Origin of the sequence: Oceanobacillus sp. FSL W7-1309 (assembly GCF_038002145.1) — a bacterium.
GTDB lineage: Bacteria > Bacillota > Bacilli > Bacillales > Amphibacillaceae > Oceanobacillus > Oceanobacillus profundus.
On sequence record NZ_JBBOBX010000001.1, the window covers coordinates 722363 to 738375 of the forward strand.

The following is a 16013-nucleotide window of genomic DNA, read 5'->3' on the forward strand; positions in this document are numbered from 1 at the left end:
GCTGCGAGGAATGGCGCCTTAACCGCATGGGATGGTGCCTTATTTTTGCGAATGGTGTCCTAGCCGCGCGGGATGGTGCCTTATTTTTGCGGATGGTGTCCTAGCTGTGCGGAATGGTGCCTTATTTTTGCGAATGGTGTCTTAACTGCATGGGATGGTGCCTTCGCTGCCAAGAATGGTGTCCTAACTGCTGCTATTTCGCCTGGCATGGTGCTAATGGAAAAGTAAAAGCGCTCAATGCGAGCGCTCGTTGAAATAATTATTTACTTTCTGCAACAGTCAATGCTGCTTCGTCAACAATGACTGTTACGTTTTCATGCTGTTTCAAAATAGAAGCCGGGAAGTCTTCAGACACTTCGCCATTCAGCAATTTTGCCATTGCATCTGCTTTTGCTTCACCAGAAACGAGTAACAGAATCTCTTTACTGTTCATGATTGTCTCGATTCCCATAGAAACTGCTTGTGTTGGTACGTCGTCAATTGAATTGAAGAATCGCGCATTGGCCTGAATCGTGGACTCATCTAAGTCAACAACATGTGTCCTGCTAGAAAAGGAAGTTCCTGGTTCATTAAAACCAATATGTCCATTTCCGCCAATCCCCAAAACCTGAACATCAATCCCACCTGCTTGTTCAATTGCTCGCTCATGTTCCATACATTCTTTTTCCAAATCCTGAGCAACACCATTTGGAACGTGAACACGATCCATTGCAATATCTACATGACGAAATAGCTTTTCATTCATAAAATAATAATAGCTATTTGAATCATCTTTATCTAATCCGACATACTCATCTAAATTAAAAGTAGTTACATTTTTAAACGATACTTCTTTTTGCTCAAACTTTTTAATTGTTCGTTGATAGAGACCTTCTGGTGTTGAACCAGTTGCTAAACCAAGTACTGGGTTCTCTAAGGTATTGATACGATTTACAATAAGTTCGGTTGCCTTTTCACTCATCTCATCGTAGTTTTTTACTTTGATAACGTTCACTTTCCAATCTCCTCCAAATGAAATACTTCTGAACTTAGCAGTTCTTGTCAAATTTTGTATACACTTTGATAATAACATGGAATATCAACAAAGTGTTTATTGGAATGAAATTTCCCCACGGCAAATGGTAAATTTTATATTTAGTTCATCATCTACCAACAGAATATCAGCGTCTTTCCCAAGTGAAATACTGCCTTTTTGATCGTAAATTCCAATTTGCTTTGCCGGGTTAACGGAAGCCATTTCAACAATATTACGAATCGAAACATCGGTTAGCTTCAGCATTTGCTTCGCACCATCATGCATCCTCAAAATACTTCCCGCTAGTGTTCCATCTTCTAATACAGCTTTCCCGTTTTCTACTTTAACCGGTTGACCGCCAAGCTCATAATCGCCATCTGGTAGTCCTTTAGCACGCATCGCATCCGTGATTAAAATAATCCGCTCACTACCCATGTTATTATAAATTAATTGCAGCATTTCTGGAGCAACATGAATGCCATCTGCAATTAATTCTGCTCGTAATTCATTCAGTTGAAATGCCGCACCGACCGCACCAATATCACGGTGATGGATTCCATTCATTGCATTACAAAGGTGGGTTAACTGGCTAACACCATGTACTGTTGCTTTTTTTATTCCAGCAAATCCAGCATCTGTATGTCCTGCTGAAACATTCACACCAGACTGTACTAGGTGTTTAATAAACAGACCTTCTTCATCATGCTCTGGGGCCATCGTGATCGTTTTTATTTTCCCTCCAGATTGCTGTTGCCATTTCTTAAATTGTTCCAAATCTGGTTTAATAATATACTCTCTTGGTTGCGCGCCAGCCTTTGTTTTTTCTACAAAAGGCCCTTCTAAATGAACCCCTATCATCTCTGCTTGGCCTGGTTTGTTTGGATAACGTGCAGCATTTTCCAATGCCTTAGAGATATGCTCTGGTGACTGCGTTATCGTCGTTGCGAGAAAGCTTGTCGTCCCTTCCATTGGTAAAAGCGATGCAATTTTATCTAACGCTTCTTCTGTTGCATCCATGGTGTCCGCTCCATTCGCACCGTGGATATGTCCATCGATAAATCCCGGGATAGCATTTAGGTCAGTTGCATCAATAATGTGAACATGTTGATCAAGATTATGTGGTAGATCCTTACCTTCATGAATGGACTGAATGCGATTATTTTCGATATAAATTCCACCATTTGGAATCACTTTATCCTCCAAATAGAGCCTTGCATTCTTTATAAATATCGACCGATTGCCTTCTACCATGTGTTTCCCCTCCACATATTTCTAATAACAACTATTTATCTTCAGCTGTAATGATAACCGTCTCTTTTGCTTTTGCAAGTTTTTCCGATGTAAAGCGATACGTTTTATTACCTTCTGCACTATTTGTAATTACAATTGGTGTGATAGTGTCCGATGCATGTTCACCAATATATTCCAGGTCTACTTCCATTAACAGCTGCCCAGCGATTACTTCATCTCCTACATTTACTTTTGTGGTAAATCCCTCTCCTTTTAATCCGACCGTTTCCAGTCCGATATGGATAAGAATCTCTACCCCACCTTCCGTAATAAGTCCAATCGCATGTTTTGTCTCAGCAAGCTGAATGATCTTTCCGTTAACTGGGGAATAAACCATTCCTTCTTCCGGAACAATTGCAATCCCTTCTCCCATCATTTTCTGATTAAAGACTGGATCAGGAACTTCTTCCATAGGTACAATTTTTCCGTTTAATGGTGCAACTATATTTTCTTCCTTTTTTTGCTTAAACAGTTTTTTAAACATAGTGTGAATTCCTTTCTATATAAATTAATCACTATCTTCTATTAAAGCATATCTTTGATTTCATGAACAAATCGACTTGTAATGTCTTTCGGTCTTGTAATTGCTCCACCAACAACGGTTGCATATACTCCAAGTTCAAAGGATTTCTTCAACATATCTGGTGTTATAATATTTCCTTCCGCAATTACTGGTTTTTCCACTGCTTGCAATACTTCTTTTAAAAAGGCAAAATCCTGATCATATAATTTCTTCCCTTTTGTATGCTTCGTATAGCCATGCAATGTTGTTCCAACGTAATCAAAGCCTAGTTTTTCAGCAATAATTGCTTCCTCAATGGTTGATATATCCGCCATTAATTCAACATGTGGTGCCTGTTCTCTCGCATAGTTAACTAATTCTTCTAATGACTCTTTCGGTCTTTCGCTAATGGTCGCGTCCATCGCAATAACTTCACAGCCACTTTCAATTAATTCGTCTACTTCTTTACTCGTGGCAGTAATATAGACATCTGATCCCTGATAATTCCGCTTTACAATTCCGATAATAGGAAGGGAGACTTCTTTCTTTATCTCAATAATATCTTCTTTTGAATTAGCTCGAATTCCTTTTGCTCCACCTTGAGCAGCAGCAAGCGCCATCTTGCTCATGATAAAGGATGAATGAAGTGGTTCATCTTCCAATGCTTGACACGATACAATTAAATTACTTGGTAATTTCAAAACGTTCAACTCCTATTATTTCTCTAGTTCTTCTTCGATTTCATTTTTTATAACTGATACCTGTGGACCGTAGATTACCTGTACTCCTTCTCCTTTAACAATAACACCTTTACTTCCTGTTTGTTGTAAAGCTGCTTCATTTACCATTTCCCCATCTTTAACAGTGACACGCAATCTCGTTGCACAATTATCGACATCAACTAGGTTATCTCTTCCACCCAATGCTTGGATGATTGCTAGTGGTCGTTCTTCTCCGGAACCTTGAGCTGTTTGAACAGTAGTATCATCTTCTGCTTTCTTGTCTTCGCGTCCAGGCGTTTTAAAGTTAAACTTCTTAATTAAGAATGTGAACGTAAAGAAATATAAGAAGAACCAAATGATTCCGATTGGAATAACGTACATCCAGTTGGTTAGTGCCTGTCCTTGTAATACTCCAAATAAAATGAAGTCAATAAATCCTCCAGAGAATGTTTGCCCGATTGTTATTTGGAAAATATGAGCCAGCATAAATGCTAGACCATCAAAAATTGCATGCATCACATAAAGTAATGGAGCGATAAACAAGAATGAAAATTCTAATGGCTCTGTAATCCCTGTTAAGAAGGATGTCAATGCAGCTGAAAGCATTAACCCACCAACAACTTTTTTATGTTCAGGCTTTGCAGTACGATAAATCGCATATGCTGCACCTAATAAACCAAACATCATTGTAATAAATCGTCCAGACATAAAACGTGATGTACCTTCAAAGAATTTTGTCGTTGTCGGATCACCCAATTGTGCGAAGAATATATTTTGCGTTCCCTGGATTAATTGCCCTCCAATTTCTAACGCACCACCTAAACCGGTTTGCCAGAAAGGTAGATAGAAAATGTGATGCAACCCGAATGGCCCTAACATTCTTAGTATAAAACCATAGAAAAATGTACCGATATAACCGGTCGCATTAACTATATCTCCAAAATTAAAGATGACATTTTGAATCATTGGCCATACATAATACATGACCGTTCCAAGAATGATTGCAGAAAAGGAAGTTATGATTGGAACAAACCGCGATCCTCCAAAGAAACCTAAGAATTGTGGAAGTTCAATTTTATTAAATCGATTGTGCAATAATCCTGCCATAATACCAACAATAATCCCGCCGAACACACCTGATTCTAATGTTTGAATCCCTAGTGTTACACCTTGTCCAACTGCTGAAAGGCTATCTGTAGCTAATTTATCAGAAATAATTAGGATAGCATTTATCGTTGCATTCATAACTAAATAACCAATTAAAGCAGCTAAGCCAGCTGTACCTTTATCTGATCTTGCCAGTCCAATGGCAACCCCTACTGCAAATATAACCGGTAAATTTGCAAACACAATATTACCCGCGGAACTCATTATTGTAAAAATCGCTTGGAGCAAGAATTGGTCCAAGATTGGATATGCATTAACTGTATTTGGATTGGATAAAGCACCCCCTATTCCTAGTAATAGACCTGCTGCAGGTAGGATAGCAATCGGTAACATAAATGATTTCCCAAATTGCTGCGCTTTACCGAAAAACTTTTTCATAAATATTACACCTCCAGAAAATTATTTTCACAAAAAATATTAACAAACGCTTTCATCTATGTCAATATAATATTTGATGGTATGATAAAATTACTTAGAGTTAAGAAAGGAGATGAATCTGTTGAATTTTGAGAATAGGATTCAAAAATACAATTCTTCATTAACTGATAATGATAAAAAAATCACCAGATATTTACTCGCCAATAAAGCTTCCATACGTGATAAAACCATTATCGACTTATCTGAAGAAATTCAAGTATCTCCAGCTAGTATAACCAGATTTTGCAAAAAAATTGATTTCAATACGTTTCAGCAAATGAAATTTTCCTTAATTGGAAACAGTACGGAAAGCAGAAAAAGCGATCACACCTTTGAAAAAGTTTACAATTATTACCAAACAATTATTAAATCAACACAGGAGTTCTTTAGCGAAGAACAAACAAGTAGAATCGTAAAACTCATTTTAAACAAAAATAAGGTGTTATTTTGTGGGATTGGAAACTCTGGTTTGATCGCACATGAATTCAACAGTAGAATATATCGAATGGGGATTGCTTCTGAATCTGTGACGGATGCACATGATTTATTAATGAAAAGCAGCCTGCTACAGGAAAACGACTTGCTCATTTGTTTTTCTAATTCTGGTAAAACGAAACCAGTTATCGACTCAGCAAAAATAGCAAAAAACAATAACGTTACAATTATCGTTGTAACGAATTTCGAGCAAACTGTATTAAGTGAGCTTGCTGACGAAGTTATACTTATATCAAGCTATAAATACATTGATGATCCTAAGTTCATTAATTCTCAGATACCCGGTCTCTTCCTGCTGGATTTATTAACCTACAAACTGCTTAACAATGAAGACCTAATGCATGCGCGGCAAAAAACATTAGATGCAATTCACAAATATAGTTAATCAGAATGCTAGTGCCGAAATTGAGCACTAGCATTCTGACTCATAAATGAATTTTTCTTTACTTAATATCACTATATCTCTGTTTTAACCCAATCCTTTTCCATCTGCAAATTTCGTAATTCATGCCATCGAAAGCTTCAAAACACCTACCAAAAATAATGAATAATTCATCTATCCCATCAATAAACTCTACAAACAATATTTTTTGGAGGGGTATAATGAACACAGATAATTTGCTGTTAACAGAGGATATGCTAGCCCGTTATTATGATTTGAACAAGTTAAAGAAAGAAATCGAATCTGAAATGAGTCAATTGAAAGCTTCTTTCCATACACATATGGATAAATATAGTGGACCTAATAAAAAGGGGGAGTTTACCGAAGGAGACTACAGACTTCTGCGACAGATTCGAAAAACAGAAAAGTTTAAAGAGATGGATACAGTTGAACGACTAGAAGAATTACAAATGCATGACCTCATTCAAGTAGTTAAAAAACCTGATGATGGAAAGGTAAACGCTGCAATCGAACTCGGACTGCTTAATGAAGCAGATTTAGATGGGTGTAGAGTAACGAGTTATTCTCAGGCTATTTCTGTGAAGAGGGTGTAGAAGATTAAAGAGAGGAGTGCTGAATTTAGTAGCTCTTCTTTTAGTATTGGATTACAAGGCAATGGTGGCAGGTCGCAAAAGAACATTTGTTCTTTTGCTTTTTGATACTTTAAGGTATAATGATTACATGCAATAGTTGCTTTTTCTCATGGGAGGTCGGCGCACTTTTTGCCGTTATAGTGTCATGCGATATGCTATAACGAAGGGAGGTGTTGCCTATGTCTGTTTTCGAGACAATGGTTATCATGATTGCGTTCGCAACACTCGTTGTAGTAATCATCGACCATAAAAAATAGACCTCTCTGAGATTACCAGTCCGGCGAGGTCTATCCTTACTGCGCTGCCTCTCTTGAAGAGGAGCGACTCATTGCTGACCGGAGATATTAGCAGTATCTTCGGTCCTTATTATTTTATGAATAATTTATTCTTCTATGTATACTATACCATAAAAATCGGTTTTCGAACAGGAATATTTTAAAACAGCTAGTAAAGAGGATTCCAAAAACAGGTCTGAATCTTCCTTTCACTAATAGCTCAGTACCATTTTCCAGCATTAATGCTTTTAAACGATCCAAACACCCTCTTGGTAAGATGATGTAGTCTGTGTAATTTTCTGTACAATCAATTATTCTTGGTATCTTATATGTTGATAATCTCTTCGACTTGGCTTTAAAGAATTCAGGGTTAGTAAATGTTGCTAATTGTATTATTTTATTTATCAATACTGGTGGCAAGCTACTTTTAGGTATATGGTTCCCATTACTGTTGGTAACTTTTAATCTTTTAGGCATCTTCACAATATTAGTTCGTTCCTTTACCTTAGAAACGACTCCTTTATTTAGAGAGTTATTTTTAACAATATCCTCAATCTCTTCGCCACAGTTTTTTTCGATCCGGGATAAGAACTGCCATTGATTAGGATATGCCTTATAAATTTCAACAACAAACACTATTTTCATGCTCCCGTAGATGTTTTTCTAGAGGTAGCGCAATTAAATTATAGTGGATATATTAACCCTGTTTTCTCAAGAAACTAACTAGTCTATCACTATGATTTTGTCGATATTTCCCGGGAAATAACTATTAGACTCGATTTTTCTTAGTATCAACTTACCTCAAATCAGGCTAAAATAAAAACATTAAACAGAATTTTGCTTATAACCATAACTTTTTGGTTGAAATTTGGCGAGAAGTAATCAAAAGCAGTGATGCAAAGGAAGTAACTCGAAAAACATTCCGTCTATCAGTGATTATTCCAATCATTCTTTATATTGGTAAAGATAATTGGACAACTCAATTGAAATTTAAGCGAATGTTGAATCAAGCAGTTTTATTTGGGGATAATGTTCTTAATTGTAAGTATCTCTTCCTAGGTAGAACGTTATAAAGAAAAAGATTTACTGGAGAAAAGTAGCAAGGAAACTTTTAGCGAAAAGAATGCCTATTGCTGAAATCACTGAGATAAAGGAGCTAAGCATCTATGAAATTATAAATTTATAAAATTAGGATAAAAAATGTTGGATATCGCCCTTAATTCCTAAAAATTATGTATACCCATTTCGACAGGTATTCACACATAGATAGGAGCCCTGAATCATTCAGCAGCTCCTATCTTCGGATTTGGCATATTTATCCTTAAATCCAAGTTTTATTTCTAGAAAATCAGTATAACGAAACGTCTTATTGTATCTTTTCGAGCAAGACACTTCTATGAAAATGTCAATCTTTCACTTCGATAAAAGAGAGCTTTTTCCGGAAAATCTGTAATAATCGCATTTACCCGGAGGTCTAATAACTGCTTCAATTCATCTTTTTCATTTACTGTCCAAACTCGAATTTTATCAAGCATTCCTTTCCACTCATACGGATCGAATAATGTCATCCTTTTTGATAGATGTAATGCCTCTAAATCAAATACATTCATGTAATCGAGTGGATGTGTAATTGGCTGGTCTAATAGCCATGCAATTTTCGTTTCCTTATCACGACTTTTCATACGTAATAATGTAGGTAAATGAAAAGAAGAATAAATTACATTTCTTCTATTCCCATATTGTTCTACTATTGAAAGAACCTTTTCTTCTATACCCTCATAATGAAATTGATATGTCTTTAATTCGATATTCAAATCAATTGGATAAGGCTCCAGCAGCTCTAATAGTTCTTTTAACGTTGGTACACGTTCCATTTCCCAGTTCGCTGGATCATAATCCTGAAAGTGCATATACTTCACCCCAGCACTAAACTGTTTAATCTCATCTAAGGTTAAATCCTTTATAAATCCAGATCCATCTGTTGTTCGATCTAATGTTTCATCATGAATGACAACAATTTCACCATCTTTTGTCATATGGACATCAATTTCCAATCCATCGACACCAAGCTCAATTGCCTTCCTAAACCCAAGCAGTGTGTTTTCTGGAAACATACCCATACAACCACGATGACCGTAAATCTTTGTCTCACACATAGAAACACTTCCTTTACTAAATTATTAAATAATGGAGCAAGAGCGTATCTTCTCTCTCCCTATACTCATCCTCAATTGTTACCTTACCTTGACCCTTTATCGTATTAGCTTGTTGAATTACTGCATTAAATTGCGTTACTGCAGTTTCCTACACTTTATCTGCACTCTGCCAATAAATACCTTATTCCAGTATTTTGCAAACTACTCAAAAGTCAAATCATTACATTTTTTCTTATCCTGACTTTGAAATATCAACTATACCGTTTTCATAATCCCTATTCGTTATGACAATATTTATTTAATCATAAATAGATACAGAAAAATGCACTTTTACTGATTTCTAACAAATGATTAACGAATCATTTACATACGTAATAGTAAGTTAATGAAAATCAGTTTAATTAAAAACAAACACTATTTACTATTGGGATTAGATGTAAAAACAACCTTGAAATCTAGCCAAGTTTACTTAGTATTCAAAACCAGACGCAAGAGAAATCCAATTTTCCTCATTGTTTGACTGAACCGAGAAGGTTTTTTTAGCAATCGATACAGCCATTCCAAATTTAGCTTTTTCCAATTACGTGGTGTTTGCTCCCTTTCACCAGCTAATAGCTCAAGGCTGTCTCCTACTCCGATAAACACACCTTTTTGAAACTGATTTTTATATGTAGCAATCCATTGTTCTTGTTTGGCTTTCTTTAATGATACAAAAATAAGATCGGGGTTTGCCTGTTTCATATTTGTTGCGATTTGTGAATCTTCAATCGAAATTGAACCATGATGATGACCTGCAATACTTATCTCTGGAAACATTTTCTCTACTTCTAACACAGCCTTTTCATTTATATAATCTTTCCCACCTAAAAAGTAACAGCTTAAATCCTGCACTTGAGCAAATTTGATTAAATCAAGCATGACATCATAAGCTTCAATTCGTTCTTTGAACGGCTCTTTCTTATATTTTGCAGCACTTACAATTCCTTCTCCACCGGCAACAACATAGTCTGCTGACTGAACGATTTGTTTATAAATTCTATCCTTTTCCGCATGCATAAGTGTTGCCGTGTCAGCTAACACAACAAAAGTTTGTTGTTTTCTGTTCAATCGGGGATATAAATGATAATGTAAGAAGTCTTTTTTTGTTTTATTTAATATTTCAATTTGTTCTATGTTCACCCTCGTCATCTATTAACAACCTTTCAAACTTTCCTTTTTTATTCCTGTCATTTTATCTATACATTTAAAATACCATAGTAGCAAACACCCTGGTAGGGGGAAAATTCAGACTAAATGGATTAATATTTAATTATTTCACAATCAATTAACATGTGATGTATAATTTTTATAGAATACATTGAATTTTTTAAAATCCAGATCGCACAGGAGAGAATTCTATTATGAAAATTATTGTTGTAGGCAGTGGTATTGTAGGGGCAAGTGCGGCATATCAATTAGTAAAAAATAATCATGATGTCATTTTGATTGATAAAAAGCATCAAGGAGCGGCAACTGCTGCAGGTGCAGGAATTGTCTGTCCTTGGGTTTCTTCACATGTGCAGGACGAAGATTGGTATCAGATCGCAAGAAGAGGAGCTTCATTTTATTCGCACCTTATCGATCAATTAAAGAACGATGGAGAAGATAATGTGAGCTATAAAAGAATTGGAGCCCTTTGTGTGCGTTCAGACTTACATGAGTTAGATGCAATTGAAAAAGAAGTTAAAGCTAAATATGAAAACGCTCCAGAAATTGGAGACATTAAGCGCTTGTCCGCTCAAGAAGCACGTGAATTATTCCCACCTTTAAACGAACAGTTAGAGGCTGTCTTTATTTCTGGTGCAGCACGGGTTGACGGAAGGTTACTACGAGATGCGATGGTACGTGCAGTTAAAATACATGGAGCAGAAGTCCTTCAAGGGGAAGCAACCCTTGTGAAAGAACAAGACGTCATTACTGGAGTAAAGTATCAAAACCAAACAATTCAGGCTGATGTTGTAATTGCTGCAGCAGGTGCGTGGACACCACAATTATTAGATCCAGTTGGTATTGATTTGAAAGTTGATGCCCAGCGTGGACAAATTGCTCATATTACGTTACCAAATGAGGATACATCCAATTGGCCAGTCGTATTACCAAAGTCGAGTCATTATATGTTAGCATTTGATGATGCTAGAGTTGTTGCCGGTGCAACAAGAGAAACAGGCTCTGGATTTGATTATAAAACGACAGCTGGCGGAATTCATGAGGTTCTATCAAATGCTTTAGACGTGGCACCTGGTCTTTCCAGTGGTACTGTTCAGGAAATGAGAATCGGATTTCGCCCCATGAGTCCAGACGGCTTACCTTTGTTAGGAATGCTTGATAAGGTAAAAGGCATTGTAATTGCAACCGGGCTAGGTGCATCCGGCTTAACGATGGGACCTTATGTTGGATCATTAGCTGCTTCAATAGCTGAAGGAAAAGATGTTGATTTAGATTTAACAGCCTATCAGCCTGAACGAAACTAATAATGTGCAGGGAATTTAGAGTTTAATAGAAATGGCGGTAAGAATCTTTCCTTATTTTTTAAAAGAAAAATAAGGAAATTGTTACTAATGATATCCTAAGTTTATTTACAGAAATATTTTTGAACAACTATTGACGTGAATCCTAATATCAGGACTTCAACCATTTGATTACAGACTTGTAGCTTCGTCTGTCCTATTTGTACTAAAAAAGTCGATTTATGTAAGTTTTAGTTTCACATTTATGATATGATAATTATTAAAATCATCAGTAAAAAATGGAGGCGTAACCCATTAAAAAAATACTAACATATGGAACTTTCGATTTGATTCATGCTGGTCATATCAATTTACTACGCCGCGCAAAGGATCTAGGGGATTATTTAGTTGTAGGAATTTCTACAGATGAATTTAATAAAGTAAAAAATAAACAGGCTTATCATACTTTTGACAATCGGAAAATGATTTTAGAATCGATTCGTTTCGTTGATAAGGTTATTCCAGAGTATTCATGGGATCAAAAAATCGATGATGTGAAACGTTATCATATTGATATTTTTGTAATGGGAGATGACTGGAAAGGACAGTTTGATTTTTTACAGGAATATTGTGAGGTTGTATATTTCCCAAGAACTGAAGGTATCTCAACATCAGAGATTAAAAGAAATATGAATAACAACCAATAGAAATATAAGAAATAATGTATCCTTTTCAGATGTTGAACGTCTAATACATATGGAAACTATTTATCCTTCACATTGTAATTAAAATTTAATTTACGAATTGCTACTTTCATAGTAAAATAAATTGTAGTATGTTTTTGGATGAGTAGTTAATAGAATTGTTATTTAAGGAGAAAACATAATGAGTAATAATCGAATTACCCAGACTCGAATCGTTAAAAGACATAAACGAAAAATACGTAAAAAAGTTTATTTTATCTTGCTACCAATTTTAGTTGCCTTTCTTAGTGTACTAGGCTATGGTACTTATTTGTATATAAAAGCGGATACCGTAATGTCAGACTCCTATGTAGAGACAGAAAGAGAAAAATCCCCATTAAGGGATGCACTTGTTGATCCAAATATTGATAATGTTTCGGTGCTAATCATGGGTATCGACTCAAATGATCATCGGGGGAATGCTGACAGTGCAAGAACAGATGCTTTAATGCTTGCCACTTTCAATAAAGATGAAAAGAGCGTTAATCTTCTAAGTATCCCGCGTGATTCATTAGTTTACATTCCAGAAGTTGGTTATGAGGATAAAATCAATCATGCACATTATTTCGGCGGAACTACTGGTGCGATTGAAACGGTTGAAAACTTACTCGATATTCCTGTCGATTATTATGTAAAAGTTAACTTCCATGCATTTGTAGATGTTGTCGATGCTTTAGGCGGGATATCCGTAGACGTGCCATACGAATTCAAAGAATCCGATTCAATGGATAAGCGTGATTCAATTCACCTCATGCCGGGTGTTCAAGACGTTGGTGGAGAAGAAGCACTTGCACTTGCAAGAACAAGAAAGCTCGATAATGACATTGAGCGTGGTAAGAGACAACAGGAAATTATGAAAGCAGTAATCAATAAAGCAACGTCACTTAATTCTATTTTAAATTATGATGATTTGTTAGAAGCTGTTGGCGATAATATGACGACAAATATGACGTTTAGCGATATGAAAACATTTATTACGTACGGTACAAAAGGAAAGAACATCGAGATTAATACTTTATCATTAGAAGGATACGATTATCAGCCTGCAAATAAATATTATTGGGCACTTGATCAACCATCTTTAGAGGAAACAAAAGCTTTATTACAGGATCATCTAGAAATTAATTCATCCGTTGCAAATAATCAAGATTCAACGATTGAAAGTACTTCAGAGTCCTATTAAAAAAGAAGCATCTAATCTAGTGTTAGTAGATTAGATGCTTCTTTTATTTCATTCTGTTAGGCTTTCGCAGTTTTGTAAGCTGACGAATCCCCCGTAGTATTGGTTGGCGATTATGAATGGTTATCCCAGCTATTTCAGAAAACAGCTGGAATCCTATTAATATACATGCCAATACAGCTAATGATGATAATAGTGTCGCACTATTAAAGATTACAGCCATGATTCCAAAGAATACGCTAAAACCATAGATGATTAGAACGGAAGCACGATGTGAATACCCTCTTTTCATCAACTGATAATGGATATGTTTATTATCTGGTTTAGCAATCCCCTGATGATTCATCGTCCTTCTTATAATAGCCAGCAATGTATCAAAGACCGGAATGGCAATAACAATTATCGGTATGATAAAACTAAAGAACGCTACATTTTTAAATAACCCAAGCATCGATACAACTGCGATCGAATACCCAAGAAACAATGCTCCTGTGTCCCCCATAAAAATCTTAGACGGATGGAAGTTGAAGAAAAGAAAACCTAAAGAGCTTCCAATCAAAATAACACATAAAGCCACTACGATAAATCTGAAATCTGTTACAGCCATTATGAGTATGCTGATTAAAGCAATTATAGAAACCCCAGCAGCCAGTCCATCTAAACCATCAATTAAGTTAATCGCATTAGAGGCTGCCAAAATCCAAAAGATCGTCAAAGCAATTCCGACATATTCATTTAAAAACACAGTTCCAGTAAATGGCAAGGTCACCTTATCAATAATTAATCCAGATGAGACAACTACTACAGCAGCTGCAATCTGACCACATAATTTATAGGCCGCTCTTATTTCAAACATGTCATCAATTATTCCTGTTATCAGCATAATAAACGCGCCAAGTATAATTGCATTCATCTCTGGGCTAGCAGGCTGTAAATACCAAAAACCTGCGGCTGTACCGATAAAAATACCAAGCCCACCCATACTCGGTTTAGGACCTTTATGCATTTTACGGTTATTGTCCGGCTTATCAACGATATTAAATTTAAAGGATAGTTTTATAATTAAAGGTGTTACAAGTAATGCTGTCCCGCAGGAAATTAGAAATGCTATAAGCAATTCGCTTATGTTCCACATAAGTGTGCACCTACTTAGTAGTTTGATATAGTCTTATTTATTTTAACATAAAATATAGGAAAGTATATCTTTATAAAGCAAATATTATATAGATGCCTTACTCAACGAAAAACAATATTTTCCTATGTAAGCGTATTTTAAAATTATACTCTACCTGACTCAATAAAACAAAAAACGCAAGTACCTTTTTATAAAGATAAACAAAGGTATAACTTGCGTTTAGTTGATAGTTATTTATTTTTATTGAAAAACTCAAGAATTGCATCTGCTATTCTACCAGATGCTTCACCGTCTCCATATGGATTGGATGCTTTTGCCATTTTATTGTATTCATGTTGGTCGCTCAATAATTCATTAGCCATATTAAAAATGGTATCTTCATCAGTTCCTGCTAATTTCAATGTACCTGCATCAATTCCTTCTGGACGTTCAGTAGTATCCCTTAATACTAATACGGGTACTCCTAATGACGGTGCTTCTTCTTGAACACCTCCAGAGTCTGTCAGTATTAGGTCTGCATGCGATGCAAAGTTATGGAAATCAACAACATCAAGTGGTTCAATTAATTGAATACGATCATTGTTACCTAAAATATCATTTGCCGTTTCTTGAACTACCGGATTTAAATGAACGGGATAGATCACATGGATATCATCATGTGTCTCTACTAAACGATGAATTGCACGAAACATCTGTTTCATATTACTTCCCAAGTTCTCTCTTCGGTGCGCTGTCATTAGAACAAGTCTCTTATCACCTAATTCATTAAGAATCGGGTTTGTGTATGATTCATCAACTGTTGTTTTCAATGCATCGATCGCCGTATTGCCTGTGACAACTATACGATCAGCTGGTTTATTTTCATTCAAAAGATTTTGTTTTGATTTTTCAGTAGGTGAGAAATGCAGATCTGCCATTACACCAGTAAGTTGACGGTTCATTTCTTCTGGAAATGGTGAATATTTATCCCATGTGCGCAGTCCGGCTTCCACATGACCAACCGCAATTTGATTGTAATAAGCAGCAAGAGAGGCAGCGAAGGTAGTACTTGTATCACCATGCACTAACACAATATCAGGTTGTGTCTTCTTCATTACTTCATCTAATCCTTCTAAAGCACGGGTAGTAATTTGTGCTAGCGATTGTTGTTTCTTCATAATATTTAAGTCAAAGTCTGGTGTTATCTTGAAGATTTCTAATACTTGATCAAGCATTTCTCTATGTTGAGCAGTAACTGTAACAATTGACTCAAATTCCTCAGTTCGCTTGTTTAATTCCAACACAAGTGGAGCCATCTTAATAGCTTCCGGTCTCGTTCCAAAAATAGTCATTACTTTGATTCTTTTCGACAAAATTATCACTCCAAATTTGTTAATTCACTATTGAAAATAGTTT

Annotated in this window: 18 protein-coding genes; 8 read left to right on the forward strand and 10 right to left on the reverse strand. The window is 35.9% G+C overall.

The features are described 5' to 3' along the window. Positions 1-75 precede the first annotated feature (75 nt). Positions 76-228 (forward strand): hypothetical protein, encoded by a 153-nt coding sequence (locus NST46_RS03305; RefSeq protein ID WP_341136769.1) that lies wholly within the window; start codon positions 76-78, stop codon positions 226-228. A gap of 31 nt (positions 229-259) precedes the next feature. Here NST46_RS03305 and nagB read toward each other — a convergent pair whose 3' ends face one another. The 5 genes from nagB to ptsG form a co-directional block, all read right to left on the reverse strand. Further along, positions 260-994: a glucosamine-6-phosphate deaminase gene (nagB, locus tag NST46_RS03310; protein ID WP_118888552.1), complete on the reverse strand. Its 735-nt coding sequence runs from the start codon at positions 992-994 to the stop codon at positions 260-262. Positions 995-1090: 96 nt separating this feature from the next. Next, positions 1091-2266, reverse strand: a complete 1176-nt coding sequence (nagA, locus tag NST46_RS03315) for an N-acetylglucosamine-6-phosphate deacetylase (RefSeq protein WP_341136770.1) — start codon at positions 2264-2266, stop codon at positions 1091-1093. A gap of 31 nt (positions 2267-2297) precedes the next feature. Then, positions 2298-2789, reverse strand: coding sequence for a PTS sugar transporter subunit IIA (locus tag NST46_RS03320; RefSeq protein ID WP_118888550.1), 492 nt, complete (start codon positions 2787-2789; stop codon positions 2298-2300). A gap of 41 nt (positions 2790-2830) precedes the next feature. Continuing rightward, a complete protein-coding gene (locus NST46_RS03325; protein ID WP_095307975.1) occupies positions 2831-3508 on the reverse strand; it encodes an N-acetylmannosamine-6-phosphate 2-epimerase in 678 nt (225 codons plus the stop codon). Positions 3509-3523: 15 nt separating this feature from the next. Then, positions 3524-5074, reverse strand: coding sequence for a glucose-specific PTS transporter subunit IIBC (gene ptsG, locus NST46_RS03330; RefSeq protein ID WP_095307973.1), 1551 nt, complete (start codon positions 5072-5074; stop codon positions 3524-3526). A 121-nt stretch (positions 5075-5195) separates the two neighbouring features. Here ptsG and NST46_RS03335 point away from each other — a divergent pair, with 121 nt between their 5' ends. The 3 genes from NST46_RS03335 to NST46_RS21845 all read left to right on the forward strand — a co-directional run bounded on the left by NST46_RS03335 (position 5196) and on the right by NST46_RS21845 (position 6900). Continuing rightward, positions 5196-5993 carry a MurR/RpiR family transcriptional regulator gene (locus NST46_RS03335; protein ID WP_251661489.1) on the forward strand — a complete coding sequence of 266 codons (798 nt, stop codon included), beginning with the start codon at positions 5196-5198 and terminating at the stop codon, positions 5991-5993. Positions 5994-6211: 218 nt separating this feature from the next. Continuing rightward, positions 6212-6604: a hypothetical protein gene (locus NST46_RS03340; RefSeq protein ID WP_251661491.1), complete on the forward strand. Its 393-nt coding sequence runs from the start codon at positions 6212-6214 to the stop codon at positions 6602-6604. Between the two features lie 245 nt (positions 6605-6849). Next, entirely contained in the window at positions 6850-6900 is a 51-nt protein-coding gene (locus NST46_RS21845; protein WP_445321730.1) for a hypothetical protein, read from the forward strand. Positions 6901-7014: 114 nt separating this feature from the next. Here the strand turns inward: NST46_RS21845 and NST46_RS03350 are convergent, their stop codons facing one another. Continuing rightward, positions 7015-7554: a hypothetical protein gene (locus tag NST46_RS03350; protein WP_341136772.1), complete on the reverse strand. Its 540-nt coding sequence runs from the start codon at positions 7552-7554 to the stop codon at positions 7015-7017. A gap of 221 nt (positions 7555-7775) precedes the next feature. Here NST46_RS03350 and NST46_RS03355 point away from each other — a divergent pair, with 221 nt between their 5' ends. Beyond that, complete coding sequence (locus NST46_RS03355) at positions 7776-7991, forward strand: Rpn family recombination-promoting nuclease/putative transposase (protein ID WP_341136773.1); 216 nt, start codon at positions 7776-7778, stop codon at positions 7989-7991. A 321-nt stretch (positions 7992-8312) separates the two neighbouring features. Here the strand turns inward: NST46_RS03355 and NST46_RS03360 are convergent, their stop codons facing one another. Then, on the reverse strand, positions 8313-9074 hold the full coding sequence (locus NST46_RS03360; RefSeq protein WP_341136774.1) for a glycerophosphodiester phosphodiesterase: 762 nt from the start codon (positions 9072-9074) through the stop codon (positions 8313-8315). Between the two features lie 465 nt (positions 9075-9539). Further along, the gene (locus NST46_RS03365) at positions 9540-10262 is read right to left on the reverse strand and encodes a WecB/TagA/CpsF family glycosyltransferase (RefSeq protein ID WP_341136775.1); all 723 of its coding nucleotides are present in this window, start codon (positions 10260-10262) and stop codon (positions 9540-9542) included. A gap of 209 nt (positions 10263-10471) precedes the next feature. On the opposite strand from NST46_RS03365, the gene NST46_RS03370 reads away from it, so the two are divergent. The 3 genes from NST46_RS03370 (at position 10472) to NST46_RS03380 (ending at position 13486) form a co-directional block, all read left to right on the forward strand. Next, positions 10472-11584 (forward strand): NAD(P)/FAD-dependent oxidoreductase, encoded by a 1113-nt coding sequence (locus NST46_RS03370; protein WP_341137316.1) that lies wholly within the window; start codon positions 10472-10474, stop codon positions 11582-11584. Positions 11585-11874: 290 nt separating this feature from the next. After that, on the forward strand, positions 11875-12267 hold the full coding sequence (gene tagD, locus NST46_RS03375; RefSeq protein WP_095307956.1) for a glycerol-3-phosphate cytidylyltransferase: 393 nt from the start codon (positions 11875-11877) through the stop codon (positions 12265-12267). Positions 12268-12445: 178 nt separating this feature from the next. Beyond that, positions 12446-13486 (forward strand): LCP family protein, encoded by a 1041-nt coding sequence (locus NST46_RS03380; protein ID WP_341136776.1) that lies wholly within the window; start codon positions 12446-12448, stop codon positions 13484-13486. 43 nt (positions 13487-13529) lie between these two features. On the opposite strand, the gene NST46_RS03385 is transcribed toward NST46_RS03380, so the two are convergent. Together NST46_RS03385 and wecB are read right to left on the reverse strand one after the other, a co-directional pair. Further along, positions 13530-14618: an MraY family glycosyltransferase gene (locus NST46_RS03385; RefSeq protein WP_095307952.1), complete on the reverse strand. Its 1089-nt coding sequence runs from the start codon at positions 14616-14618 to the stop codon at positions 13530-13532. Between the two features lie 230 nt (positions 14619-14848). Then, positions 14849-15970 carry a non-hydrolyzing UDP-N-acetylglucosamine 2-epimerase gene (gene wecB, locus NST46_RS03390; RefSeq protein WP_095307950.1) on the reverse strand — a complete coding sequence of 374 codons (1122 nt, stop codon included), beginning with the start codon at positions 15968-15970 and terminating at the stop codon, positions 14849-14851. Between the last annotated feature and the right edge of the window lie 43 nt (positions 15971-16013).

Excerpts from the sequence above, each read along its gene's own strand:
- NST46_RS03360 (WP_341136774.1), bottom strand. The coding sequence starts at position 9,074 with ATGTGTGAGACAAAGATTTACGGTCATCGTGGTTGTATGGGTATGTTT.
- NST46_RS03320 (WP_118888550.1), bottom strand. The coding sequence starts at position 2,789 with ATGTTTAAAAAACTGTTTAAGCAAAAAAAGGAAGAAAATATAGTTGCA.
- NST46_RS03380 (WP_341136776.1), top strand. The coding sequence starts at position 12,446 with ATGAGTAATAATCGAATTACCCAGACTCGAATCGTTAAAAGACATAAA.
- ptsG (WP_095307973.1), bottom strand. The coding sequence starts at position 5,074 with ATGAAAAAGTTTTTCGGTAAAGCGCAGCAATTTGGGAAATCATTTATG.
- NST46_RS03340 (WP_251661491.1), top strand. The coding sequence starts at position 6,212 with ATGAACACAGATAATTTGCTGTTAACAGAGGATATGCTAGCCCGTTAT.
- NST46_RS03365 (WP_341136775.1), bottom strand. The coding sequence starts at position 10,262 with ATGACGAGGGTGAACATAGAACAAATTGAAATATTAAATAAAACAAAA.
- NST46_RS03385 (WP_095307952.1), bottom strand. The coding sequence starts at position 14,618 with ATGTGGAACATAAGCGAATTGCTTATAGCATTTCTAATTTCCTGCGGG.
- nagA (WP_341136770.1), bottom strand. The coding sequence starts at position 2,266 with ATGGTAGAAGGCAATCGGTCGATATTTATAAAGAATGCAAGGCTCTAT.